This window comes from Streptomyces sp. NPDC029956 (assembly GCF_055574655.1).
In genome coordinates this window covers 82,703-101,780 of record NZ_JBVHZJ010000007.1, presented here as the reverse complement: position 1 = coordinate 101,780, position 19,078 = coordinate 82,703, and the positions used below count along the sequence as shown (strand labels likewise).

Annotated in this window: 19 protein-coding genes; 8 read left to right on the top strand and 11 right to left on the bottom strand. The window is 72.0% G+C overall.

Translation table 11 applies throughout. The features are described from left to right. Positions 1-80: 80 nt before the first annotated feature. Positions 81-569: a F0F1 ATP synthase subunit B family protein gene (locus ACZ4XX_RS07725; RefSeq protein ID WP_468507034.1), complete on the bottom strand. Its 489-nt coding sequence runs from the start codon at positions 567-569 to the stop codon at positions 81-83. Positions 570-727: 158 nt separating this feature from the next. On the opposite strand from ACZ4XX_RS07725, the gene sph reads away from it, so the two are divergent. Beyond that, entirely contained in the window at positions 728-1,732 is a 1,005-nt protein-coding gene (gene sph, locus ACZ4XX_RS07720; protein ID WP_468507033.1) for a sphingomyelin phosphodiesterase, read from the top strand. A gap of 28 nt (positions 1,733-1,760) precedes the next feature. On the opposite strand, the gene ACZ4XX_RS07715 is transcribed toward sph, so the two are convergent. Both ACZ4XX_RS07715 and ACZ4XX_RS07710 read right to left on the bottom strand, forming a co-directional pair. Beyond that, positions 1,761-2,264 (bottom strand): hypothetical protein, encoded by a 504-nt coding sequence (locus ACZ4XX_RS07715; protein WP_468507032.1) that lies wholly within the window; start codon positions 2,262-2,264, stop codon positions 1,761-1,763. 93 nt (positions 2,265-2,357) lie between these two features. Next, a complete protein-coding gene (locus ACZ4XX_RS07710) occupies positions 2,358-2,840 on the bottom strand; it encodes a macro domain-containing protein (RefSeq protein WP_468507031.1) in 483 nt (160 codons plus the stop codon). 209 nt (positions 2,841-3,049) lie between these two features. On the opposite strand from ACZ4XX_RS07710, the gene ACZ4XX_RS07705 reads away from it, so the two are divergent. Further along, positions 3,050-3,787: a MerR family transcriptional regulator gene (locus ACZ4XX_RS07705; RefSeq protein WP_468507030.1), complete on the top strand. Its 738-nt coding sequence runs from the start codon at positions 3,050-3,052 to the stop codon at positions 3,785-3,787. Between the two features lie 55 nt (positions 3,788-3,842). Here the strand turns inward: ACZ4XX_RS07705 and ACZ4XX_RS07700 are convergent, their stop codons facing one another. The 4 genes from ACZ4XX_RS07700 to ACZ4XX_RS07685 all read right to left on the bottom strand — a co-directional run bounded on the left by ACZ4XX_RS07700 (position 3,843) and on the right by ACZ4XX_RS07685 (position 9,714). Continuing rightward, on the bottom strand, positions 3,843-6,017 hold the full coding sequence (locus tag ACZ4XX_RS07700) for a 3-hydroxyacyl-CoA dehydrogenase NAD-binding domain-containing protein (protein ID WP_468507029.1): 2,175 nt from the start codon (positions 6,015-6,017) through the stop codon (positions 3,843-3,845). A gap of 47 nt (positions 6,018-6,064) precedes the next feature. Then, on the bottom strand, positions 6,065-7,279 hold the full coding sequence (locus ACZ4XX_RS07695) for an acetyl-CoA C-acetyltransferase (protein WP_468507028.1): 1,215 nt from the start codon (positions 7,277-7,279) through the stop codon (positions 6,065-6,067). 55 nt (positions 7,280-7,334) lie between these two features. After that, positions 7,335-8,486, bottom strand: coding sequence for an acyl-CoA dehydrogenase family protein (locus ACZ4XX_RS07690; protein ID WP_468507027.1), 1,152 nt, complete (start codon positions 8,484-8,486; stop codon positions 7,335-7,337). Between the two features lie 70 nt (positions 8,487-8,556). Continuing rightward, a complete protein-coding gene (locus ACZ4XX_RS07685) occupies positions 8,557-9,714 on the bottom strand; it encodes a CaiB/BaiF CoA transferase family protein (protein WP_468507026.1) in 1,158 nt (385 codons plus the stop codon). A 251-nt stretch (positions 9,715-9,965) separates the two neighbouring features. Between ACZ4XX_RS07685 and ACZ4XX_RS07680 the strand changes: the two genes are divergently transcribed. After that, positions 9,966-11,198 carry a saccharopine dehydrogenase family protein gene (locus ACZ4XX_RS07680; RefSeq protein WP_468507025.1) on the top strand — a complete coding sequence of 411 codons (1,233 nt, stop codon included), beginning with the start codon at positions 9,966-9,968 and terminating at the stop codon, positions 11,196-11,198. Between the two features lie 29 nt (positions 11,199-11,227). On the opposite strand, the gene ACZ4XX_RS07675 is transcribed toward ACZ4XX_RS07680, so the two are convergent. The 3 genes from ACZ4XX_RS07675 to ACZ4XX_RS07665 form a co-directional block, all read right to left on the bottom strand. Next, the gene (locus ACZ4XX_RS07675) at positions 11,228-11,599 is read right to left on the bottom strand and encodes a VOC family protein (RefSeq protein ID WP_468507024.1); all 372 of its coding nucleotides are present in this window, start codon (positions 11,597-11,599) and stop codon (positions 11,228-11,230) included. Further along, positions 11,596-11,730, bottom strand: a complete 135-nt coding sequence (locus ACZ4XX_RS07670; protein WP_468507023.1) for a hypothetical protein — start codon at positions 11,728-11,730, stop codon at positions 11,596-11,598. The genes ACZ4XX_RS07675 and ACZ4XX_RS07670 overlap by 4 nt, the downstream gene beginning before the upstream one ends. A gap of 220 nt (positions 11,731-11,950) precedes the next feature. After that, positions 11,951-12,646 carry an endonuclease V gene (locus ACZ4XX_RS07665; RefSeq protein WP_468507022.1) on the bottom strand — a complete coding sequence of 232 codons (696 nt, stop codon included), beginning with the start codon at positions 12,644-12,646 and terminating at the stop codon, positions 11,951-11,953. Positions 12,647-12,805: 159 nt separating this feature from the next. Here ACZ4XX_RS07665 and ACZ4XX_RS07660 point away from each other — a divergent pair, with 159 nt between their 5' ends. After that, positions 12,806-13,105, top strand: coding sequence for a YciI family protein (locus ACZ4XX_RS07660; protein ID WP_468507021.1), 300 nt, complete (start codon positions 12,806-12,808; stop codon positions 13,103-13,105). Between the two features lie 12 nt (positions 13,106-13,117). Here the strand turns inward: ACZ4XX_RS07660 and ACZ4XX_RS07655 are convergent, their stop codons facing one another. Further along, positions 13,118-14,215, bottom strand: a complete 1,098-nt coding sequence (locus ACZ4XX_RS07655; RefSeq protein ID WP_468507020.1) for a WD40/YVTN/BNR-like repeat-containing protein — start codon at positions 14,213-14,215, stop codon at positions 13,118-13,120. A gap of 76 nt (positions 14,216-14,291) precedes the next feature. Here ACZ4XX_RS07655 and ACZ4XX_RS07650 point away from each other — a divergent pair, with 76 nt between their 5' ends. The 4 genes from ACZ4XX_RS07650 (at position 14,292) to ACZ4XX_RS07635 (ending at position 18,906) form a co-directional block, all read left to right on the top strand. Further along, on the top strand, positions 14,292-14,756 hold the full coding sequence (locus ACZ4XX_RS07650) for a (4Fe-4S)-binding protein (protein WP_468507019.1): 465 nt from the start codon (positions 14,292-14,294) through the stop codon (positions 14,754-14,756). 193 nt (positions 14,757-14,949) lie between these two features. After that, positions 14,950-15,366 carry a spore wall synthesis regulator SsgD gene (ssgD, locus tag ACZ4XX_RS07645; RefSeq protein WP_229313581.1) on the top strand — a complete coding sequence of 139 codons (417 nt, stop codon included), beginning with the start codon at positions 14,950-14,952 and terminating at the stop codon, positions 15,364-15,366. A 426-nt stretch (positions 15,367-15,792) separates the two neighbouring features. After that, a complete protein-coding gene (locus ACZ4XX_RS07640) occupies positions 15,793-17,436 on the top strand; it encodes an ABC-F family ATP-binding cassette domain-containing protein (RefSeq protein WP_468507018.1) in 1,644 nt (547 codons plus the stop codon). A gap of 492 nt (positions 17,437-17,928) precedes the next feature. Beyond that, complete coding sequence (locus ACZ4XX_RS07635; protein ID WP_468507017.1) at positions 17,929-18,906, top strand: acyl-ACP desaturase; 978 nt, start codon at positions 17,929-17,931, stop codon at positions 18,904-18,906. Positions 18,907-19,078 lie beyond the last annotated feature (172 nt).

The following is a 19,078-nucleotide window of genomic DNA, read 5'->3' as shown; positions in this document are numbered from 1 at the left end:
CTCCAGGCTGCACCCACGACGAAGGGGCCGTCACCGGGGCGTTTCGGCCCCTGGTGACGGCCCCTTCCGGGGAGTACGGGTCAGCCGCGGTCGGCGCCGACCGGCTCGCCGACGATACGGGCGGCGAGGGCGTGGGCCCAGGCGTCGACATCGGCGTTGAGCTCGCGCTCGGCGGCGGCGCGCTCCTCGGCGATCTTCGCGGAACCGGCGGCGATGATCGACTCGCGCTCGGTGTTGCCCTCGGCGCGGGCGGCGGCGATGGCGACCGAGCCCTCCTCGACGGCCTTGGCGCGGATACGGGCGGCCTCGTGGCGGGCCTCGGCCAGCTCCGCCTCGTACTGCTCACGGATCTGCGTGGCCTCGGAGCGCAGGTCGTCGGCGCGCTCGGTGCCGCCGTCGATGGCGTCCTCGCGCTCGTCGAGGGTGCGCCGGATCTTCGGCAGGATGCCCTTCGCCAGGATGAGGAAGGTGAGGGCGAACAGCACCAGGCCGAGGATGAGCTCCGCCCAGACAGGGTTGAGCGGACCAAGGTCCATATTGAAGACAGTCGAGTTCGAAGCGAGGGTCATGCGCGCATTCTACCTGCTAGAAAAAGCGACATTTCGGGCTGCCTGACGAGAGTTGTCGTTTTCGTGCGAACCCGGCCAGATTCCCGGCACCCAAAGGCTACCGGAAGGTAACCACGGCTGATTGTATGTGCCGCGCCAGCACAACCCCCCACACCCTCATGGGAGTTCCTGTGTCGCTCGCCGCGCTCCGCCGCGCCCCTGGCGCCGCCCTGTCCCTGGCCCTCGCCGCCGCCACTCTGGCCGCGACCGCCCCGAGCGCGACCGCCGCCTCCGCCGGGGCGGCCGCCGAGGCCCCACGGCTGAAGGTGCTCACCTACAACGCGTTCCTGTTCTCGAAGACGCTGTACCCGAACTGGGGCCAGGACCACCGGGCCAAGGCGATCCCCGCCGCCCCCTGGTACCAGGGGCAGGACGTCGTCGTCGTCCAGGAGGCCTTCGACAACTCCGCCTCGGACGCTCTCAAGGCGAACTCCGCAGGTCAGTACCCCTACCAGACCCCGATCGTGGGCCGCAGCAAGAGCGGCTGGGACGCCACCGGCGGCTCCTACTCCTCGACCACCCCCGAGGACGGCGGGGTGACGATCCTCAGCAAGTGGCCGATCGTCCGCAAGGAGCAGCACGTCTACAAGGACGCCTGCGGCGCCGACTGGTGGTCGAACAAGGGCTTCGCGTACGCCGTGCTCGACGTGAACGGCAGCAAGGTCCACGTCGTCGGCACCCACGCCCAGTCCACCGACCCGGGCTGCTCGGCGGGCGAGGCGGCGCAGATGCGCAGCCGGCAGTTCAAGGCGATCGACGCCTTCCTCGACGCCCGGAACATCCCGGCGAACGAGCAGGTGATCGTCGCCGGAGACATGAACGTCGACTCGCACACGCCCGAGTACGGCACGATGCTCGCCGACGCGGGCCTGGCGGGGGCCGACGCCCGCACCGGCCACCCGTACTCCTTCGACACCGACCTGAACTCGATCGCCTCCGAGCGCTACCCGGACGACCCCCGCGAGGACCTCGACTACGTCCTCTACCGCTCGGGGAACGCCCGGCCCGCGAACTGGACCAACCACGTGGTCCTGGAGAAGAGCGCCCCGTGGACGGTCTCCAGCTGGGGCACGAGCTACACGTACACCAACCTCAGCGACCACTACCCGGTCACCGGCTTCTGAGCCGACCGGCGGGCGGCGGATACGGACGTCAGTACCCGTATCCGCCGCCGAAGAGGCTGTAGAGCCAGGCACCGAGGACCCCGGCGACACAGAGCAGCACGACGAAGGAACCCAGGCTCGTGTGACGCCCTCTGCGGGGCCGGCCGGGTCTCGCGGCCCGCGCCGCGCGACCCGGCTTTCCCGGCCTGCCGGACCCGACCGTCCGTCCCGCGCGCGCCGTCTGCGCCGGGGCGGGCTCGGCGGCCGCGGCGACCTCGGCGAGCATCCGCCGGCAGACCGCCGCGAGCTCGGCGGTCCCGGCCTTCAGGTCCACGACCACCTCGGTACGGGCAGGCGCGGTGGTGCCCCCGTCGAGCAGCCGCCCGGCACGCAGCAGCGCCTGGTCCTTGCCCCCGGTGGGACCGAGGCTTATCCAGCGGCGCACATGCTCGCCCCGGATGACCACACCGCCGCCCCGCTCCCGGTAGACGGTGTGCTCCCGCCACAGGATTCTGGCCAACTCGTCGGCCGTCTCCCTGATTTGCGTGTACATCTGACTCCCCTGTTCCCGTTCCCCCAGTTCGAACAGCGGCCGACTCTAGCCCCCTGCACCGACGTTCCCCACGACACCCCGCCCCACCGCCCGTTACGCGCCGAAGTCGTACACGGTGACCGGTGTCCCCCGCTCCACGAGCCGCCGGACCACGAGGGGCTCGACCCGCTCCCAGGAGCCTCCCGCGAGCCCGCAGCCGATGCGCGGCATGTGCACGGAGGCGCCCAGGGCGGCCGCCTTGTCGGCGAGCAGCCCGAGGGCGGAGTCGATCGCCTCGTACCGGACGGGCACGCCGGTGCTGCGCCCGGTGCGCATCCCTCGCTGGCCCACCAGGTTGGCCACCCAGATGTACGGCTCGACCTGGACGAACTGCGCGGCGCCGAGGCCGAAGTCGTTGTGCGCGCGCTCGCGGTGCCACCGACGGTAGGCCGTCTCCGGCTCGACCCAGCGGCGTGAGATCGCCAGGACGAAGCCCTTCCCCCAGCCCCCGAGATCGTTGCAGCCGTGCGCGACGATCTTGATGCCCTTGCCGTGCGGCGCGGTCGCGTCCCCCCGGACGTACGTGATCCCGTTCATGACGATCACGCTACGGGGTGGGTCCGACAGCGCCCCGTTCCCGGCCCACGCCGAGGATGTGGCCGACCTCGAGCCGGCGGACGACGACCACGGACGGAACCGTGGACGGAACCGTGAACGGTCTTTTACAGCTCTGGTGAGACAGCAATACTGTCCCGGTCGGCCTCAGCGGCCGGATTCGGCTGTGGATCGGAAGCGAGGCACCTCGGATGGACGTCGGGAGCGACGAGGAGGGCGGGCCCAGCTACACCGTCGACGAGCTGGCCGCACGGGCCGGCGTCACGGTGCGGACCGTACGGTTCTACGGGACCCGCGGACTCCTGCCGCCGCCCGTCATCGGGGCGCGCCGGGTCGGGCACTACGGGCAGGGCCATCTGTCGCGGCTCGCGCTCATCGAGGAGCTCCAGCGGCAGGGGATGACGCTGGCCGCGATCGAGCGGTACCTGGAGCAGCTGCCGCCCGACCTCAGCGCGCAGGACCTGGCGATCCACCGGGCCCTGGTGGCCTCCTGGGCGCCGGAGTCCGCGGAGTCCATCACCCGCCGGGAGCTGGAGCGACGGGCCGGGCGGGAGCTGACCGAGCGGGACGTGGACCGGCTGGCCGCGATGGGGGTGCTCGACCGGACCGCCGACGACGACACCTTCCGTCTCGACGGGGCCCTGCTGAGGCTCGGCGTCGAGCTGCTCGACGTGCCCATCGAGCACGAGACGATCCTCGCCTCCCGCACCGTTCTCCTGGAGCACGCGCGCGCGGCCGCGCAGGAGCTCTCCCGGCTCTTCCGGGACGAGGTGTGGAGCCCGTACCGGGAGAGCGGGGAGGACCCGGACCACCTGAGCGCGATGAGGTCGCTCTCGGCGCACATGCAGCCGATGGTGGTCCAGGCCCTCCTCACGGCCTTCCAGCGCTCGCTGAGCGAGGAGCTGAGGACGGCGTTCAGGCGCCGGTGAGGACGGCGTTCGGGCGCCGGTGAAGGGGTCGGCCGGGCGCCGACCCCGGGGGACGTCACGCGTCGGTGAAGACCTCGCCCCGCTCGGCCTTCTCCACCAGGAGCGCGGGCGGGGTGAACCGCTCGCCGTACGTCTCCGTCAGCTCGCGCGCGCGGGCGACGAAGCCGGGCAGCCCGCCCTCGTAGCCGTTGATGTACTGAAGGATGCCGCCCGTCCAGGCCGGGAAGCCGATACCCATGATGGAGCCGATGTTGGCGTCGGCGACCGAGGCGAGAACGCCCTCCTCCAGGAGCCGGACGGTGTCCAGCGCCTCGGAGAACAGCATCCGCTCCTGCATGTCGCGGAACGGGATCTCGTACCCGGGCTTGGCGAAGTGCTCGCGCAGGCCGGGCCAGAGCTTGCCGCGCCTGCCGTCCTCGCCGTACTCGTAGAACCCCGCGCCGCCGCTGCGTCCGGGCCGCCCGAACTCGTCGACCATGCGGTCGATCACGGCCTCGCCCGGGTGGCTGGTCCAGGTTCCGCCGGCCTCCTCGATCGCCCGCTTCGTCTCGTTGCGGATCTTCCGCGGGAGGGTCAGGGTCAGCTCGTCCATCAGGGAGAGGACCTTGGCCGGGTAGCCGGCCTGCGCGGCGGCCTGCTCGACGGAGGCGGGCTCGATGCCCTCGCCGACCATGGCGACGCCCTCGTTGATGAAGTGGCCGATCACCCGGGAGGTGAAGAAGCCGCGCGAGTCGTTGACGACGATCGGCGTCTTGTTGATCTGCCGGACCAGGTCGAAGGCTCGGGCGAGCGTCGCGTCGCCGGTCCGCTCGCCCTTGATGATCTCGACGAGCGGCATCTTGTCGACGGGCGAGAAGAAGTGCAGCCCGATGAAGTCGCTCTGCCGCTCCACGCCCTCGGCGAGGACGGAGATCGGCAGGGTCGAGGTGTTGGAGCAGAGCAGCGCGTCGGGCTCGACGACGGCCTGGATCTCCTGGAACACCTTGTGCTTGAGCGCCGTGTCCTCGAAGACCGCCTCGATGACCGCGTCACAACCCGCGAGGTCCCGGACCTCCGCGGTCGGGGTGATCCGGGCGAGGAGGGCGTCGGCCTTCTCCTGGGTCGTACGGCCGCGCTTGACCGCCTTGGCGCAGAGCGCCTCGGAGTACGCCCTGCCCTTCGCCGCGGACTCGGCGGAGACGTCCTTGAGGACGACCTCGATGCCGGCGCGGGCGCAGGAGTACGCGATACCGGCGCCCATCATGCCCGCGCCGAGGACGGCGACCTTGCGGACCGGGCGGGGCTCGATGCCCTTCGGGCGGCTGGCGCCGGAGTTGACGGCCTGGAGGTCGAAGAAGAACGCCTGGATCATGTTCTTCGCCGTCTGCCCGACGACGAGCTCGGTGAAGTAGCGGCTCTCGATGACGGCCGCGGTCTCGAAGTCGACCTGGGAGCCCTCGACGGCGGCGGCCATGATGGCGCGCGGCGCCGGGTAGGGCGCCCCGTTGAGCTGCTTGCGCAGGTTGGCGGGGAAGGCGGGGAGGTTGGCGGCGAACTTCGGGTTCGACGGGGTGCCGCCGGGGATCCGGTAGCCGGGCACGTCCCAGGGCTGCCGGGACTCGGGGTGGGCGTCGATGAAGGCGATGGCCTTGGCCATCATCTCCTCGGGGGTGGTGGCCACCTCGTGGACGAGGCCGTTGTCGAGGGCGCGCTTCGGGGCGTACTGGGTGCCCTGGAGCAGCACCTTCAGCAGGGCGTCGGTGATGCCCATGAGGCGGACGGTACGGGTGACGCCGCCACCGCCCGGGAGCAGGCCGAGGGTGACCTCGGGCAGGCCGATCTTGGAGCCGGGGGCGTCGAGGGCGACGCGGTGGTGGGAGGCGAGGGCGATCTCGTAGCCGCCGCCGAGCGCGGCGCCGTTGACGGCGGCGACGACGGGCTTGCCGAGGGTCTCGATGCGGCGCAGCGCGTTCTTCATCTCCAGGGCGCCGTCGAAGATGTCCTGGGCGTGCTCGGGGCCCGCCTGGACCATGTCCTTGAGGTCGCCGCCGGCGAAGAAGGTCTTCTTCGCGGAGGTGTAGATGATGCCGCGGATGGAGTCCTTCTCGGCCTCGATGCGGTCGGCGATCGCGGTGATCGAGGCCCGGAAGGCCTGGTTCATGGTGTTGGCGGACTGGTTCGGGTCGTCGAGGACGAGGGTGACGATCCCGGTCGCGTCCTGCTCCCAGCGGATGGTGGTGCTCTCGCTCATGTCTCTGCTTCTCCGTGGATCCGTGAAGAGGGGTTCGGACGGGACGGTCAGACGCGCTCGACGACGGTGGCGATGCCCATGCCGCCGCCGACGCAGAGGGTGGCCAGGCCGTAGCGCTTGTCCTGCCGCTCCAGCTCGTCGACGAGGGTGCCGAGGATCATCGCGCCGGTGGCGCCGAGGGGGTGGCCGAGCGCGATGGCGCCGCCGTTGACGTTGACCTTGTCCAGGGTGATGCCCATGTCCTTGACGAACCGCAGGACGACGGCGGCGAAGGCCTCGTTGATCTCGACCAGGTCGATGTCGTCGATGGTGAGGCCGGCCTTGGCGAGGGCCTTGCGGGCGGCCGGCGCGGGGCCGGTCAGCATGATGGTCGGCTCGGAGCCGGAGACGGCGGCCGAGACGATCCGCGCGCGCGGGGTCAGGCCGTTGCGCTCGCCGGCCTCCTTCGAGCCGATGGCGACGAGGGAGGCGCCGTCGACGATGCCGGAGGAGTTGCCGGCGTGGTGGACGTGGTCGATCTCCTCGATCCAGTGGTACTTCTGCAGGGCGACGGCGTCGAAGCCGCCGAGCTCGCCGATGTCGGCGAAGGAGGGCTTGAGCCGGGCGAGGGAGTCGGCCGTGGTGCCGGGCCGCAGGAACTCGTCGTGGTCGAGGACGGTCAGTCCGGCACGGTCCTTCACGGGGACGATCGACCGGGTGAAGCGGCCGTCCTTGACGGCGGCCGCGGCACGCTCCTGGGAGAGGGCGGCGTACTCGTCGACGTCGCGGCGGGTGAAGCCCTCGATGGTGGCGATCAGGTCGGCGCCGATGCCCTGCGGGACGAAGTTGGTGTCCAGGTTGGTCATCGGGTCGGCGAACCAGGCGCCGCCGTCGGATGCCATCGGCACCCGGGACATGGACTCGACGCCGCCGGCGAGGACCAGGTCCTCCCAGCCGGAGCGGATCTTCATCGCGGCCATGTTGACCGCTTCGAGGCCGGAGGCACAGAAGCGGTTCTCCTGGACGCCGGCGACGGTGTCGGGGAGTCCTGCGGCGATGGCGGCGATCCGGGCGATGTCGGAGCCCTGGTCTCCGACGGGGCCGACGACGCCGAGGACGATGTCGTCGATGGTGGCCGGGTCGAGGCCGGGGTTCCGGGTCTGGATCTCCCGGATGAGGCCGACGACCAGGTCGATCGGCTTGGTGCCGTGCAGGGAGCCGTTGGCCTTGCCGCGTCCGCGCGGGGTGCGGATCGCGTCGTACACGTACGCTTCGGTGCTCACGGGAAGCCTTTCGCGATGAGGGCGATGAGGGTGGGTGGAACGGGGAGGCGGGACGTCAGCCGAGGAGGGAACGGCCGATGATCTCCTTCATGATCTCGGTCGTGCCGCCGTAGATGGTCTGGATCCGGCCGTCGGTGTAGGCGCGCGCGACCGGGAATTCGCTCATGTAGCCGTACCCGCCGTGCAGTTGCAGACAGCGGTCGGCGACCCGCTTCTGGAGCTCGGTCGCCCACCACTTGGCCATGGAGGCGTGGACGGCGTCGAGTCCGGCCCCGTCCGGATCGCTGTGCTCCTCGATGCAGCGGTCGATGAACGTACGGGTGACGGCGCACTCGGTGGCCATCTCGGCGATCTCGAAGCGGATGTGCTGGAGCCGGGAGAGCGGACGTCCGAAGGCCTCGCGCTCCTTGACGTACGTGGTGGTGATCTCCAGGAGGTGCTCGGCGGCGGCGATGCCGGCGACGGCGATGGCCATCCGTTCCTGGGCGAGGTTGGTCATCAGGTGGACGAACGCGCCGTTGAGCTCGCCGAGCAGGTTCTCCTTGGGGACGCGGACGTCGTTGAAGAAGAGTTCGGCGGTGTCCTGGGACTTCTGGCCGATCTTGTCGAGGTTCCGGCCGCGCTCGAAGCCCTCCGCGCCGCGCTCGACGACGAGGAGCGAGAGGCCGTGGGCGCCGCCCTCGGGGGTGGTCCGGGCGACGACGACCACGAGGTCGGCGAGGATGCCGTTGGAGATGAAGGTCTTGGAACCGTTGAGGATCCAGTGGTCGCCGTGGTCCTCGGCGGTCGTACGGATGCCCTGGAGGTCGGAGCCCGCGCCGGGTTCCGTCATGGCGATGGCGGTGATGGTCTCGCCGGAGCAGAAGCCGGGCAGCCAGCGCCGCTTCTGCTCCTCGGTGCCGAGCGAGGTGAGGTACGGGCCGATGATGTCGTTGTGCAGGCCGATGGCGAACCCGGGGGTGCCGGCCCGGGTGAACTCCTCCGCGAGGACCGACGCGTAGCGGAAGTCGGGGTTGCCGCCGCCCCCGTGCTCCTCGTCGACGGCGAGGCCGAGGAGGCCCTGCCGGCCCGCGGCGAGCCAGACCTCGCGGGAGACGATGCCGTCCTTCTCCCACTGCTCGTAGTGGGGCAGCACCTCCTTCTCCAGGAAGGTGCGGACGGTGGCCCGGAAGGCCTCGTGGTCGGCGGTGTAGAGCTGGCGCTTCATACGGCGGTCTCCTGGGTCTGGGTCGGTCGGTTCACGCGGTGGACTGCCCCGGTAGTCCGGGCCCGGCGGTTCACGCGTCGGACTCCTGGGTCCTGCCCGGGCTCTCGAGGGCGGGTACGGCCCAGTCGCGGGCGACCTCGGCGGTGTCGGCGCCGGGCAGGGCGGGTCCCCTGCGGAGGGTGCCGGGGGTGGCGGAGAAGCGGGGCGCGGGGGCGGGCTGGGCGATGCCGCCGTGCTCGGTGAAGGTGCCCCGGGCGGCGAGGTGGGGGTGGGCCGGGGCCTCGCGCATCGAGAGGACGGGGGCGACGCAGGCGTCGCTGCCCTCGAAGACGGCCGTCCACTCCTCGCGGGTACGGCTCCGGAAACGGTCGGCGACGGCCGTGCGCAGTTCGGGCCAGCGGCCGAAGTCGCGGCGGGCGGGGGCGACCTCCTCGATGCCGAGGAGGCGGACGAACTCCGCGTAGAACTGCTCCTCCAGGGCGCCGACCGCCATGTGTCCGCCGTCGGAGGTCTCGTAGACGCCGTAGAAGGGGCAGCCGCCGTCCAGGAGGTTGACGCCGCGCCTGTCCTGCCAGCCGCCGGCGGCGAGCATGCCGTGGATCATGGTGGTGAGGTGGGCGGTGCCGTCGACGATCGCCGCGTCGACGACCTGGCCCTCGCCGTGCGCGCGGGCGTGCTGGAGGGCGGCGAGGACGCCGACGACGAGGTAGAGGGAGCCGCCCGCGTAGTCGCCGACCAGGTTGGCGGGGATGGTGGGCGGTCCGTCGGGGTCGGGACCGATCATGCCGAGGGCGCCGGTGATCGCGATGTAGCCGATGTCGTGTCCGGCGGTCGCGGCGAGGGGCCCTTCCTGACCCCAGCCGGTCATCCGGCCGTAGACGAGGCGCGGATTGCGGGCGAGGCAGACGTCGGGGCCGACGCCGAGGCGTTCGGCCACGCCGGGCCGGTAGCCCTCGACGAGGATGTCGGCGCGTTCGACGAGGTCGAGGACGGTGGCGGGGCCGTCCGCCGCCTTGAGGTCGACGACGGCCGAGCGCTTGTTCCGGTTGGTGAGGTCGCGGGCCGGGTCGATGCCCAGGCCGGGGCCGCCCGGGCGGTCGACGCGGACGACGTCGGCGCCGAGGTCGGCGAGGAGCATCGCGGCGAAGGGGCCGGGGCCGATGCCGGCGAGTTCGACCACGCGTACCCCGGTGAGCGGGCCGTTCCCGGCGGTGTGCGTCGTGCTCATCGAGCCCCCAGGCCTGTGTGACACCAATGATGTAACACCGGAGATGCTAGGAACGTGTTCCACTCGGCACAAGCCCCCCGGCCGAGCAAGCGCTTGGAAATAACCGGAGCGGGAAGACGGTCGTACTCACGGTTACCCGAGAGGGGTACTCGGGAGTAGGGCGACGGTGAGGGACGGCGTGGGACCCGCTATCCTCCGCCGACGACGAGAACCGCGCACGGCGGCGCGGTACGGCCGAAACGAGGGGCTGTATGGACACAGGGGCGGACGCGGGGCGGGACACAGGAGCGGGGCGGGAAGGCGGAGCCGACGCGGTCAGGGCTCACGACGTGGTCCTCTTCGGCGCGACCGGATTCGTCGGCGAGCTCACCGCCGGGTATCTGGCCGCACACGCGCCGGCGGAGTGCCGCTGGGCGCTCGCGGGGCGCAACCGGGCCGCGCTCACTGCGCTGCGCGAGCGGCTCGCCGCCCGGTGGCCGCACTGCGCCGAGCTGCCGCTGGTCGTCGCGGACGCCGCCGACCCCGGATCGCTGCGTGAACTCGCCGAGTCCGCCCGGGTGGTGGCCACGACGGTCGGCCCCTACATCTGGTACGGCGACGGGCTCGTCGGCGCGTGCGCCGAGGCGGGAACGGACTATCTGGACCTGACCGGCGAGGCCGAGTTCGTCGACCTGACGTATGTGCGGCACGACGCGCGGGCCCGGGAGACCGGCGCCCGCATCGTGCACGCCTGCGGCTTCGACTCCGTCCCGCACGACCTGGGCGCGTACTTCACCGTCCAGCAACTGCCGGAGGACGTACCGCTCCGGGTGGACGGCTTCGTCCGGGCCGGGGCGCAGTTCTCCGGCGGCACCTTCGCGTCCGCACTGACCGCGTTCGGCCGGGGCCGGGAGATTCTGCGGGCGGCACACGAACGGCGGCTGCACGAACCGCGGTTGGTCGGGCGCAGGGCCCGCGCGCCGCTGAGCGGGCCGCGGTTCAGCCGGGAGACCGGGACCTGGGCGCTGCCGCTGCCGACGCTCGACCCGCAGGTCGTGGCCCGTTCGGCGGCGGCCCTCGACCGGTACGGTCCGGACTTCCGCTACCGGCACTACGCCTCCGTGAAGACGCTCCCGATGGCCCTCGGGGGCACCGCGGCCATCGGTGCGAGCGTGGCGGCGGCCCAACTGCCCCCGGTCCGCTCGTGGCTGATGGAGCGATACCAGGCGGGGCAGGGCCCGTCCGCCGAGCGGCGGGCCCGCAGCTGGTTCTCGGTGCGTTTCGTCGGCGAGGGCGGCGGACGCCGGGTGTTCACCGAGGTCTCGGGCGGTGACCCGGGGTACGACGAGACGGCGAAGATGCTCGCCGAGTCGGCGCTCAGCCTCGCCTTCGACCCGCTGCCGAAGACATCGGGCCAGGTGACGACGGCGGTGGCGATGGGCGACGCGCTCATCGAGCGGCTGCGGGCTGCGGGCATCCGCTTCCGGGTGGCGTACCGGGGCTGAGCGGGGCGGGCCGGCTGTACGGGAAGGGGTCAGGGCCGTACGAGACGGAAGGGGTGACCGGCGGGGTCGGCGTAGACCCGCCAGGCCGCGTCATCACCGCCGTCGTCGAGCGGCTCGGCCCCGAGCGCGAGGACGGCCTCGTGCGCGGCGTCGAGGTCGTCGACCCGCACGTCGAGATGGAACTGCTGCTCGGGCGCACCCCAGACGGGCGGCCGGTGGTCGGCCACTCCCTGGAAGGCGAGCACGGGACCGCCGCCGCCACGCAACACGGCGGCCCCCTCGCCGACGGCCCACCGGGGCTCGGGGTCCTCCACCTCTCCACCGATCAACTGCCGGTAGAAGTCGGCGAGTTCCCAGGCGTCGGGACAGTCCAGAACGAGGCACCGCAGACGACCGATCACATCGAGGCCCCGTCCGCGCGTACGTACGGTGTGGGGCCGACCCGGGCGGGGACGGCCGGAACGGCGCCGCCGAGGATCGGGTTCGGGCCGCGGTCGGCGGAACGCGACGAAACGGAAAGGGGTGTTGTCATGCGCCCCACTCTGCCGTTCCCCCGGACGAGCCGACATCCGTACAGGTACTCAGCTTGCCGTTCGACGTACCCGGGAGGTGTGACGTGCGGCCGGGCAGGAGCCCGTGGTGCGCACGGTTCCCGGGCCCGCGTGGTCGCGCGTCCGGCAAGACCCCTCTGAAACCCGCTCACCGGCCCGGCACCGCCCGACAGGGCGCGGGCGACGGCGACCCCTCGGGCGTCAGGCCTCGTCGAGGGCGGCCTTCAGTGCGCTGCGGCACAGGGAGTCCGCGTGACGGGTCGTCTCCGGGATGCGGTAGCGAGGGGTGAGGTGGAGAGCGTGGGCGCAGGCGTTGGGCAGGGAGACCCGGTGGCCTGCGGAGACGAAGACCGGTTTCACCTTGGCCCGGGTGCGCAGGGCGCGGCCGACCTCCTCGCCGGCGGCCAGGAGCGGGGCGAAGTCGCCGCGTTCCGGGCCGGGTTGCTCGTACGTGAAGGTGAACGGGTTCTTCGCGACGCCGATCGACGGCCGGCCCGTGAGCACCCCGAGGTGGCTGGCGAGGCCGAAGCGGCGCGGGTGGGCCAGGCCGTAGCCGTCGCAGACGAGCAGGCCGGGGTCGGCGGTCAGGCGGTCGAGGGCGGCGAGGACCGTCGGGATCTCCCGGAAGGCGAGCAGCCCGGGGACGTACGGGAAGGAGACCCGGCCCACCGCCGTGGCCCGCTCCACCACCTCCAGGGTCCGCGCGTCCAGGACGACGGCCGCGGCGGCGACGAGATCGCGCTCGTCGTCGTAGGCCACGTCGAGCCCCGTGACATGGCCTACGCCGACCGCGGGCCCTTCCTCGTCGCGCACGAGGCGTCCGCGCAACTCCTGCTGGACGGCCCGGGCGGCGGGCTCGTCGGCGGGCCAGCCCGCCGGAATCTCGATGATCGTCATGATGCGGGCCACCCTATGTTCGCCCGTCGCCCCGCTCCCAGCCCCGTGTCGCACCATGCTCGGAGAGCGCGGGGCGACGCGGGGTGGCGCGTTCCGAACGGCGTCCGGGGGCTGGGACGGGCCGCCGGGGGCCGGACCTCCCCCGGTAGCCTGGCGACCATGTTCGTTCTGGAATTGACCTACACCGCGCCGGTCGAGCGCGTGGACGCGCTGCTCGACGCCCACATCGAGTGGCTCGACGCGCAGTACGCCGCCGGCGTCATCGTCGCCTCGGGGCGTAAGAACCCGCGCGACGGCGGCGTGATCCTGGCCGCCGGGGTCGACCGCGCGGAGATCGAGAAGATCGTGGCGGCCGACCCGTTCAGCGTCGAGGGCGTCTGCGCGTACCGGATCACGGAGTTCTACGCGACCAGGACCGCCGAAGAGCTCGCCGCGTTCCGGGAGCAGCTTCCCTCCTGACGGCCTCGCCCCTCAGCGACGGCCGAGTCGGGCGATCCGGCCCTTCTCTCCGGCCGCCCAGCAGGAGCCGTCCGGCGTGCAGTCCACCGTGTCGTACGAGCCGGTGTCGACCGTGCGCCAGGTGCGGCCGCCGTCGGTGGTGAGGTCTGTGCCGGTCGGGCCCACGGCGAGCGCCGCGTTCCTGCTGTGCGGGAGCCAGGCGACGCCGGAGCGGTACGCGGGCGGCGGCGTGTCCGAGGCGCGCCAGCCGCGCCCGCCGTTCCCGGTGACCGCGCCGGCCTGCGGGGACGGCTGGTCCTTGCGGTAGTCGCCGCCGACGGCGATGCCGTGCGCACGGTCGCGGAAGGCGAGGCCGAAGACACCTCGGGCCGGGTCCCCCGCCGGGATCGGCGTGTCGGTGGCGGTCCAGGTCAGCCCACGGTCGGCGGAGTGGAGCACGCGCGCGGTGGCGCCGCCGCCCGTCGCCAGCCATACGTCCCGCGGCCCGGACGACACCAGGCACTGGCCGCTCGCGGCGAAGCCCGCCTCTCCGGGGAGCGCGTCCGGCATCCCGGCGTTCGGCAGCACCTGCCAGGAGCGGCCGCCGTCGCGGGTGGAGAGGATGCGGTACCTGCCGTCGACCGGGTCGCTCATGGCGAGTCCGTGCCGGCGGTCGAAGAAGGTCATGCAGTCGTAGAAGGCGCGCGGATCGGTGTTGCGGAAGGACTCGGTCCAGGTGGCACCGCCGTCCTCGGTGCGCAGCACCCGCGAGGCCTCGCCCTCCCCGATGGCGAGGACGACGGCCCTGCGGGCGTCGAAGGCCTCCACGTCACGGAACTCCAGCTCGGCCGCGCCCGGCGGCGAGACGTCTCGCCAGCTCCGGCCGCCGTCGGTGGTGCGCAGCACCGTGCCCTTGGAGCCTGCGGCCCAGGCGGTTCTGCGGTCGACGGGCGCGAGCCCGCGGAAGCGCGCGTCGGTACCGGTCGGCGTCAGCTGCCAGCCCGCCGTGTTCGTGTCGGCCGCTGCCGTGGGGGTCTCCCCGGCTCGCGCGGGCGCGGCCAGGGTCAGCGCGAGCGCCGCCCCGATCAGTCCCACCGACATCATTCGTCTCGTGTTCCCCATGGACGTCATGGCGCCGGAAGCTAGTCCCCCCGGCCCCTCCCCGTCCAGGGTGCGTCCTCCGCCGGGCGTTCCTAGGCTGGATGCCATGACCGACCGTACGAGCGAGCGGACGCCCGACGAGACGCCGAAGCTCAAGGAGTACGAGGGCGAGGGCATCACCGTCACGTTCGAGCCGCGCCGGTGTCTGCACGCGGCCGAATGTGTCCACGGGCTGCCCGAGGTCTTCGATCTCTCCCGGCGTCCGTGGGTGCTGCCCGACGCCGCCGAGGCCGGTCTGGTGGCGGAGGTCGTCCGTCGTTGCCCCTCCGGGGCGCTGCAGTACCACCCGGCGGACGGCTCCGTCGAACACCCCGACTCCCCCACCTCCGTCCGCCGGTCGCCGCCCGGTCAGCTCGTGATGCGCGGGGACCTGCTCGTGAGCGGCGCGTACGGCGACCGGCACGAGACGCGGGTGATGCTCTGCGGCTGCGGAGCCTCCGGAAACCAGCCGTACTGCGACCACTCCGGTCCCTGCGCCGAGCCGGACGACGGCGAACCCGAAGAGCGCTGACCTCTTCCGGCCATTTCCGGCCTGCGGCGATCCGTTCGGCGCGCCGCCGTGCACGGCCCCCGCCGCCTCCGTGACGCAGCTCACGCACATCCGGAGTGCACGTTCCGGCCGCTCCGCTCGTCTTGTCAGGTGTCAGGTGCCCTGGTGTCGGGGAGACGCATGGGATCCGAAGTCCGCGTGAAAGGAGCCGGTCGTGTCCGCCGTCATCGAGCAGGCCGTCCAGGCCCGTCTGGTCGCATCCGCTCCGCGGATGGAGACCGTCCCCGCCACCCTGCGGTACGACCGCGAGGACCCGTACGCCGTGAGCATGGCGTTCCCTCCTCCGGCGACCCTGGAGGGCGTCGAGGTCTCCTGGGCCTTCGCGCGCGAGCTGCTCGTCCAGGGCGTCGAGCGCCCGGCCGGCGTCGGAGACGTACGCCTCCGTCCGTACGGGTACGACCGCACGGTCGTCGAGTTCCACGCCCCGGAGGGCGTGGCCATGGTCCATGTCCGGACGTCGGAACTGCGCCTCTTCCTGGAGCGCTCGCAGCACCTGGTGCCTGCCGGGCGCGAGCACCAGTACCTGGACTGGGACCAGGATCTGGCGGAGCTGCTGCGCGAGCATCCGTAGCGACTCCCTCGGGGCACCCGGCACCGACATCGGCACCGGCATTGGCACTGCCACCGGCACCGGCACCGGCACCGGCACCGGCACCGGCACCGGCACCAACATCAGCACTTCGGCGCGTCCGTGCGTCAGGACCCAGCGCGTCCATGCGGAGGCACCCGTTCCCGCGCCACCCACGGCCCCGCCCGTAATTCGTTTGCCACTCCCCCGCTCCCGGCCTACCGTTCATCACGTCCACGTCGTCGTCCGATCGGAGAAGGACGTTGCTCGTCTGAGGTTGCGAGACACCGTGCCGCGCGTGCCCCCTGTGCCGCGTGTGCCGATCTCGACCTCGGCGTACGAGCCGTTCTGACGACAGACAGCCCGCGCCCCGGTGTCTCCACGCGTCGCATCACGTCACGTCTGCGCTCACGCATCCGGGAGGCCTCCATGGCGCATCACCCCACGTTCATCACCTGTACCTCGCTCTCCTTCTCCTGGCCCGACGGCACCGAGGTCGTCGACGACTTCCGGCTCGCCGTCGGCCCCGGCCGCACCGGGCTCGTCGGACTCAACGGTTCCGGCAAGTCCACGCTCCTGAAGCTGATCGCCGGCGAGCTGACCCCGGCATCCGGCACGGTCCGGGTGACCGGCGAACTCGGCTACCTCCCCCAGAACCTGGTTCTGGACACCTCCCGGCGCGTGGACGAGATCCTCGGCATCGACGCGAAGCGGGCGGCCCTGCACGCCATCGAGGCGGGCGACGCGGCCGAGGAGCACTTCACCGCCCTCGCCGACGACTGGGACGTCGAGGAACGGGCGCGCGCCACCCTCGACCAGCTCGGGCTCGGCGCCGTCGGTCTCGACCGGACCGTCGGCGAGGTGTCGGGCGGCGAGTCCGTCCTGCTGCGCCTCGCCGCTCTGCTGCTCGCCCGGCCCGATGTGCTGCTCCTCGACGAACCGACCAACAATCTGGACCTGCAGGCCCGCGCACGGCTGTACGAGGCGGTGGAGAACTGGTCCGGCGTCCTGGTCGTGGTCAGCCACGACCGTGAACTCCTGGAGCGCGTCGACCAGATCGCCGATCTCCGCGACGGCGCCGTCACCTGGTACGGCGGCGCCTACTCCGACTACGAGGCCGCGCTCGCCGCCGAACAGGACGCGGCGGAGCGGATGGTCCGCGTCGCCGAGGCGGACGTGCAGCGACAGAAGAGGGAACTCGCCGATTCCCAGATGAAGTTGGCCCGCCGGAAGCGGTACGGGCAGAAGAGCTTCGAGAACAAGGTCGTTCCGAAGATCGTGGCGAACAACCGCAGGAGCGAGGCCCAGGTCTCGGCCGGCAAGCACAAGGCGCTGCACACCGAGCGCCTCTCGGAGGCCCGGGAGCGGCTCGACGCCGCGGTGGAGGCGGTGCGGGACGACGACGAGATCCGCGTCGAACTGCCGCGCACCTCGGTGCCACCGGGTCGTGAGGTGCTGTTCCTGCGGAACCTGGAGCTGCGGTACGGGGCCCGGGTGGCAGGCGGGTTCGAGCTGCGCGGACCGGAGCGGATCGCGCTGGTCGGCAGGAACGGCGCCGGGAAGACGACGCTGCTGCGGACGATCGCCGGGGAGCTCGACCCGGTGTCGGGCGAGACGGAGGCGCGGGTGCCGCTCCGCTTCCTGCCGCAGCGGCTCGACGTCCTCGACGACGGGTTGAGCGTGGTGGAGAACGTGGCACGCTTCGCGCCCACGGCGACGGGGAACACGATCCGGGCGCGGCTGGCACGGTTCCTGTTCCGGGGGACCCGGGCGGATCAGCCCGTCGGCACCCTGTCGGGCGGGGAGCGTTTCCGGGCGACGCTCGCGGCGCTGCTCCTCGCGGAGCCGGCTCCCCAGCTGCTGATGCTGGACGAGCCGACGAACAATCTCGACATGGCGTCGGTACGGAAGCTGACGGCGGCCCTCGACGCGTACGAAGGGGCACTGATCGTGGCGAGCCACGACGTGACGTTCCTGGAGTCGCTGGGGATCACCCGCTGGCTGCTGCTCGACGGCGAGCTGCGGCCGACGACGGCGGAGGACGTGCGGGGTGCGGTGTCGGGCACGCGGTAGGACCGATGCGGAGCCCGTCCCCGAGCCCCGCCCTGGGCTCGGCTCCCCGCCGGAGCTCGTCCCGGCGCGCTCCGAGCGGGTCGAACCGCGCCACGGCGGACCGTCCGCGCCGACCGACGGCTTGCCACCGTCCGAGGGCCGGAAAGCCATCCGCTTCGGGCCGTGAACCACCGTCCGAGCGCCGGAAAGCCATCCGCTTCGGGCCGTGAACCACCGTCCCAGCGCCGGAAAGCCATCCGCTTCGGGCCATCGGCCGACTGCGCCGAGCCGCCGGGCATCCGCTCTGCGTAGTCGTCCGAAGGCCCGAAACACAGCACCCGGGACGTGACCTGCGTCTCCGGCACCCCACCGGAGCAGCGAACATAACGGAACGTAACCGGACATCGCCTGGACGGGCTTGGCCGACGCCTTACGGAGCCTTAACCTACGGTCTCGTAACCTACGGATTCGTAGGTATGCCCGTATGCCCCCTCTCCGTCCCCAGGAGTCCCCGTGACGCTCACCTCTCCCCACCTCGGCAGCTCGACAGGGTGGACCGACGCGCGGCTGCTCTACGCGCTGGAAGAGGTCGTGGAGAAGGAGCTCAACCGGCACCTGAAGGTCACCAAGGACTGGATGCCGCACGAGTACGTGCCGTGGTCCGACGCCCGCAACTTCCCCGGCTTCTTCGAGGACGGGGAGGCCTGGGACCCGGCGCAGTCCAAGGTGACCGACATCGGCAAGATCGCCCTCGTCGTCAACCTGCTGACCGAGGACAACCTCCCGAGCTACCACCACGAGATCGCCAGCCTCTTCGGCCGTGACGGCGCCTGGGGCACCTGGGTGCACCGCTGGACCGCCGAGGAGGGCCGGCACGGCATCGTGATGCGCGACTACCTGCTCGCCTCGCGCGCCGTCGACCCGGACAAGCTGGAGCAGTTCCGGATGGCGCACATGAGCGAGGGCTTCGAGTCCGACAACCGCCACTCGATGCTGCACTCCGTGGCGTACGTCGCCTTCCAGGAGCTCGCCACCCGCATCTCGCACCGGAACACCGGCCACCAGTCCGGCGACCCCGTCTGCGACCGGATGCTGGCCCGGATCGCCACCGACGAGAACCTGCACATGGTCTTCTACCGCAACCTGCTCGGCGCGGCCTTCGAGATCGCCCCCGACCTGACCATGCAGGCCGTGCGGGACGTCGTGGTCAACTTCCGGATGCCCGGACACGGCATGCCCGGCTTCGAGCGGGCGGCGGCGCAGATGGCGATCGGCGAGATCTACAACATGCGCATCCACCACGACGACGTGCTCCAGCCCGTCCTCCGCTTCCTGAAGGTCCTCCAGATCGAGGGCCTCGGGCCGGAGGGCCTGCAGGCGCAGGAGGAGCTGGGGCTGTACATGAACGGCCTGGACTCCGAGGCCAGCAAGTTCGACGAGAAGCTCGCCGCCCGCAAGGCCCGCATGGCCGCCCGCGCGGCGGCCGAGTGATCGGCTGAGTCGTCGGCCGAGCGATCGGCTGAGCGACCCTCCCGGTCGCGAGTGACTTCGACGTGACGAGATGGGCGGGGGGGGGGGGGGGGGGGGGGGGGAGGAGGAGACGTGGCAGCCACCCACTCTTCCCGCCCCATCCTGTCTGTCGGGCCGGTTGTCTCCTGGATGG

Bases quoted from the DNA above. Each gene is read 5' to 3' on its own strand.
- sph (WP_468507033.1), top strand. From the start codon at position 728: ATGGGAGTTCCTGTGTCGCTCGCCGCGCTCCGCCGCGCCCCTGGCGCC.
- ACZ4XX_RS07660 (WP_468507021.1), top strand. From the start codon at position 12,806: ATGTTCGTTCTGGAATTGACCTACACCGCGCCGGTCGAGCGCGTGGAC.
- ACZ4XX_RS07650 (WP_468507019.1), top strand. From the start codon at position 14,292: ATGACCGACCGTACGAGCGAGCGGACGCCCGACGAGACGCCGAAGCTC.
- ACZ4XX_RS07700 (WP_468507029.1), bottom strand. From the start codon at position 6,017: ATGAGCGAGAGCACCACCATCCGCTGGGAGCAGGACGCGACCGGGATC.
- ACZ4XX_RS07670 (WP_468507023.1), bottom strand. From the start codon at position 11,730: ATGACAACACCCCTTTCCGTTTCGTCGCGTTCCGCCGACCGCGGCCCG.
- ACZ4XX_RS07680 (WP_468507025.1), top strand. From the start codon at position 9,966: ATGGACACAGGGGCGGACGCGGGGCGGGACACAGGAGCGGGGCGGGAA.
- ACZ4XX_RS07640 (WP_468507018.1), top strand. From the start codon at position 15,793: ATGGCGCATCACCCCACGTTCATCACCTGTACCTCGCTCTCCTTCTCC.
- ACZ4XX_RS07690 (WP_468507027.1), bottom strand. From the start codon at position 8,486: ATGAAGCGCCAGCTCTACACCGCCGACCACGAGGCCTTCCGGGCCACC.
- ACZ4XX_RS07715 (WP_468507032.1), bottom strand. From the start codon at position 2,264: ATGTACACGCAAATCAGGGAGACGGCCGACGAGTTGGCCAGAATCCTG.
- ACZ4XX_RS07725 (WP_468507034.1), bottom strand. From the start codon at position 569: ATGACCCTCGCTTCGAACTCGACTGTCTTCAATATGGACCTTGGTCCG.
- ACZ4XX_RS07665 (WP_468507022.1), bottom strand. From the start codon at position 12,646: ATGACGATCATCGAGATTCCGGCGGGCTGGCCCGCCGACGAGCCCGCC.
- ACZ4XX_RS07710 (WP_468507031.1), bottom strand. From the start codon at position 2,840: ATGAACGGGATCACGTACGTCCGGGGGGACGCGACCGCGCCGCACGGC.
- ACZ4XX_RS07685 (WP_468507026.1), bottom strand. From the start codon at position 9,714: ATGAGCACGACGCACACCGCCGGGAACGGCCCGCTCACCGGGGTACGC.
- ACZ4XX_RS07705 (WP_468507030.1), top strand. From the start codon at position 3,050: ATGGACGTCGGGAGCGACGAGGAGGGCGGGCCCAGCTACACCGTCGAC.
- ACZ4XX_RS07655 (WP_468507020.1), bottom strand. From the start codon at position 14,215: ATGACGTCCATGGGGAACACGAGACGAATGATGTCGGTGGGACTGATC.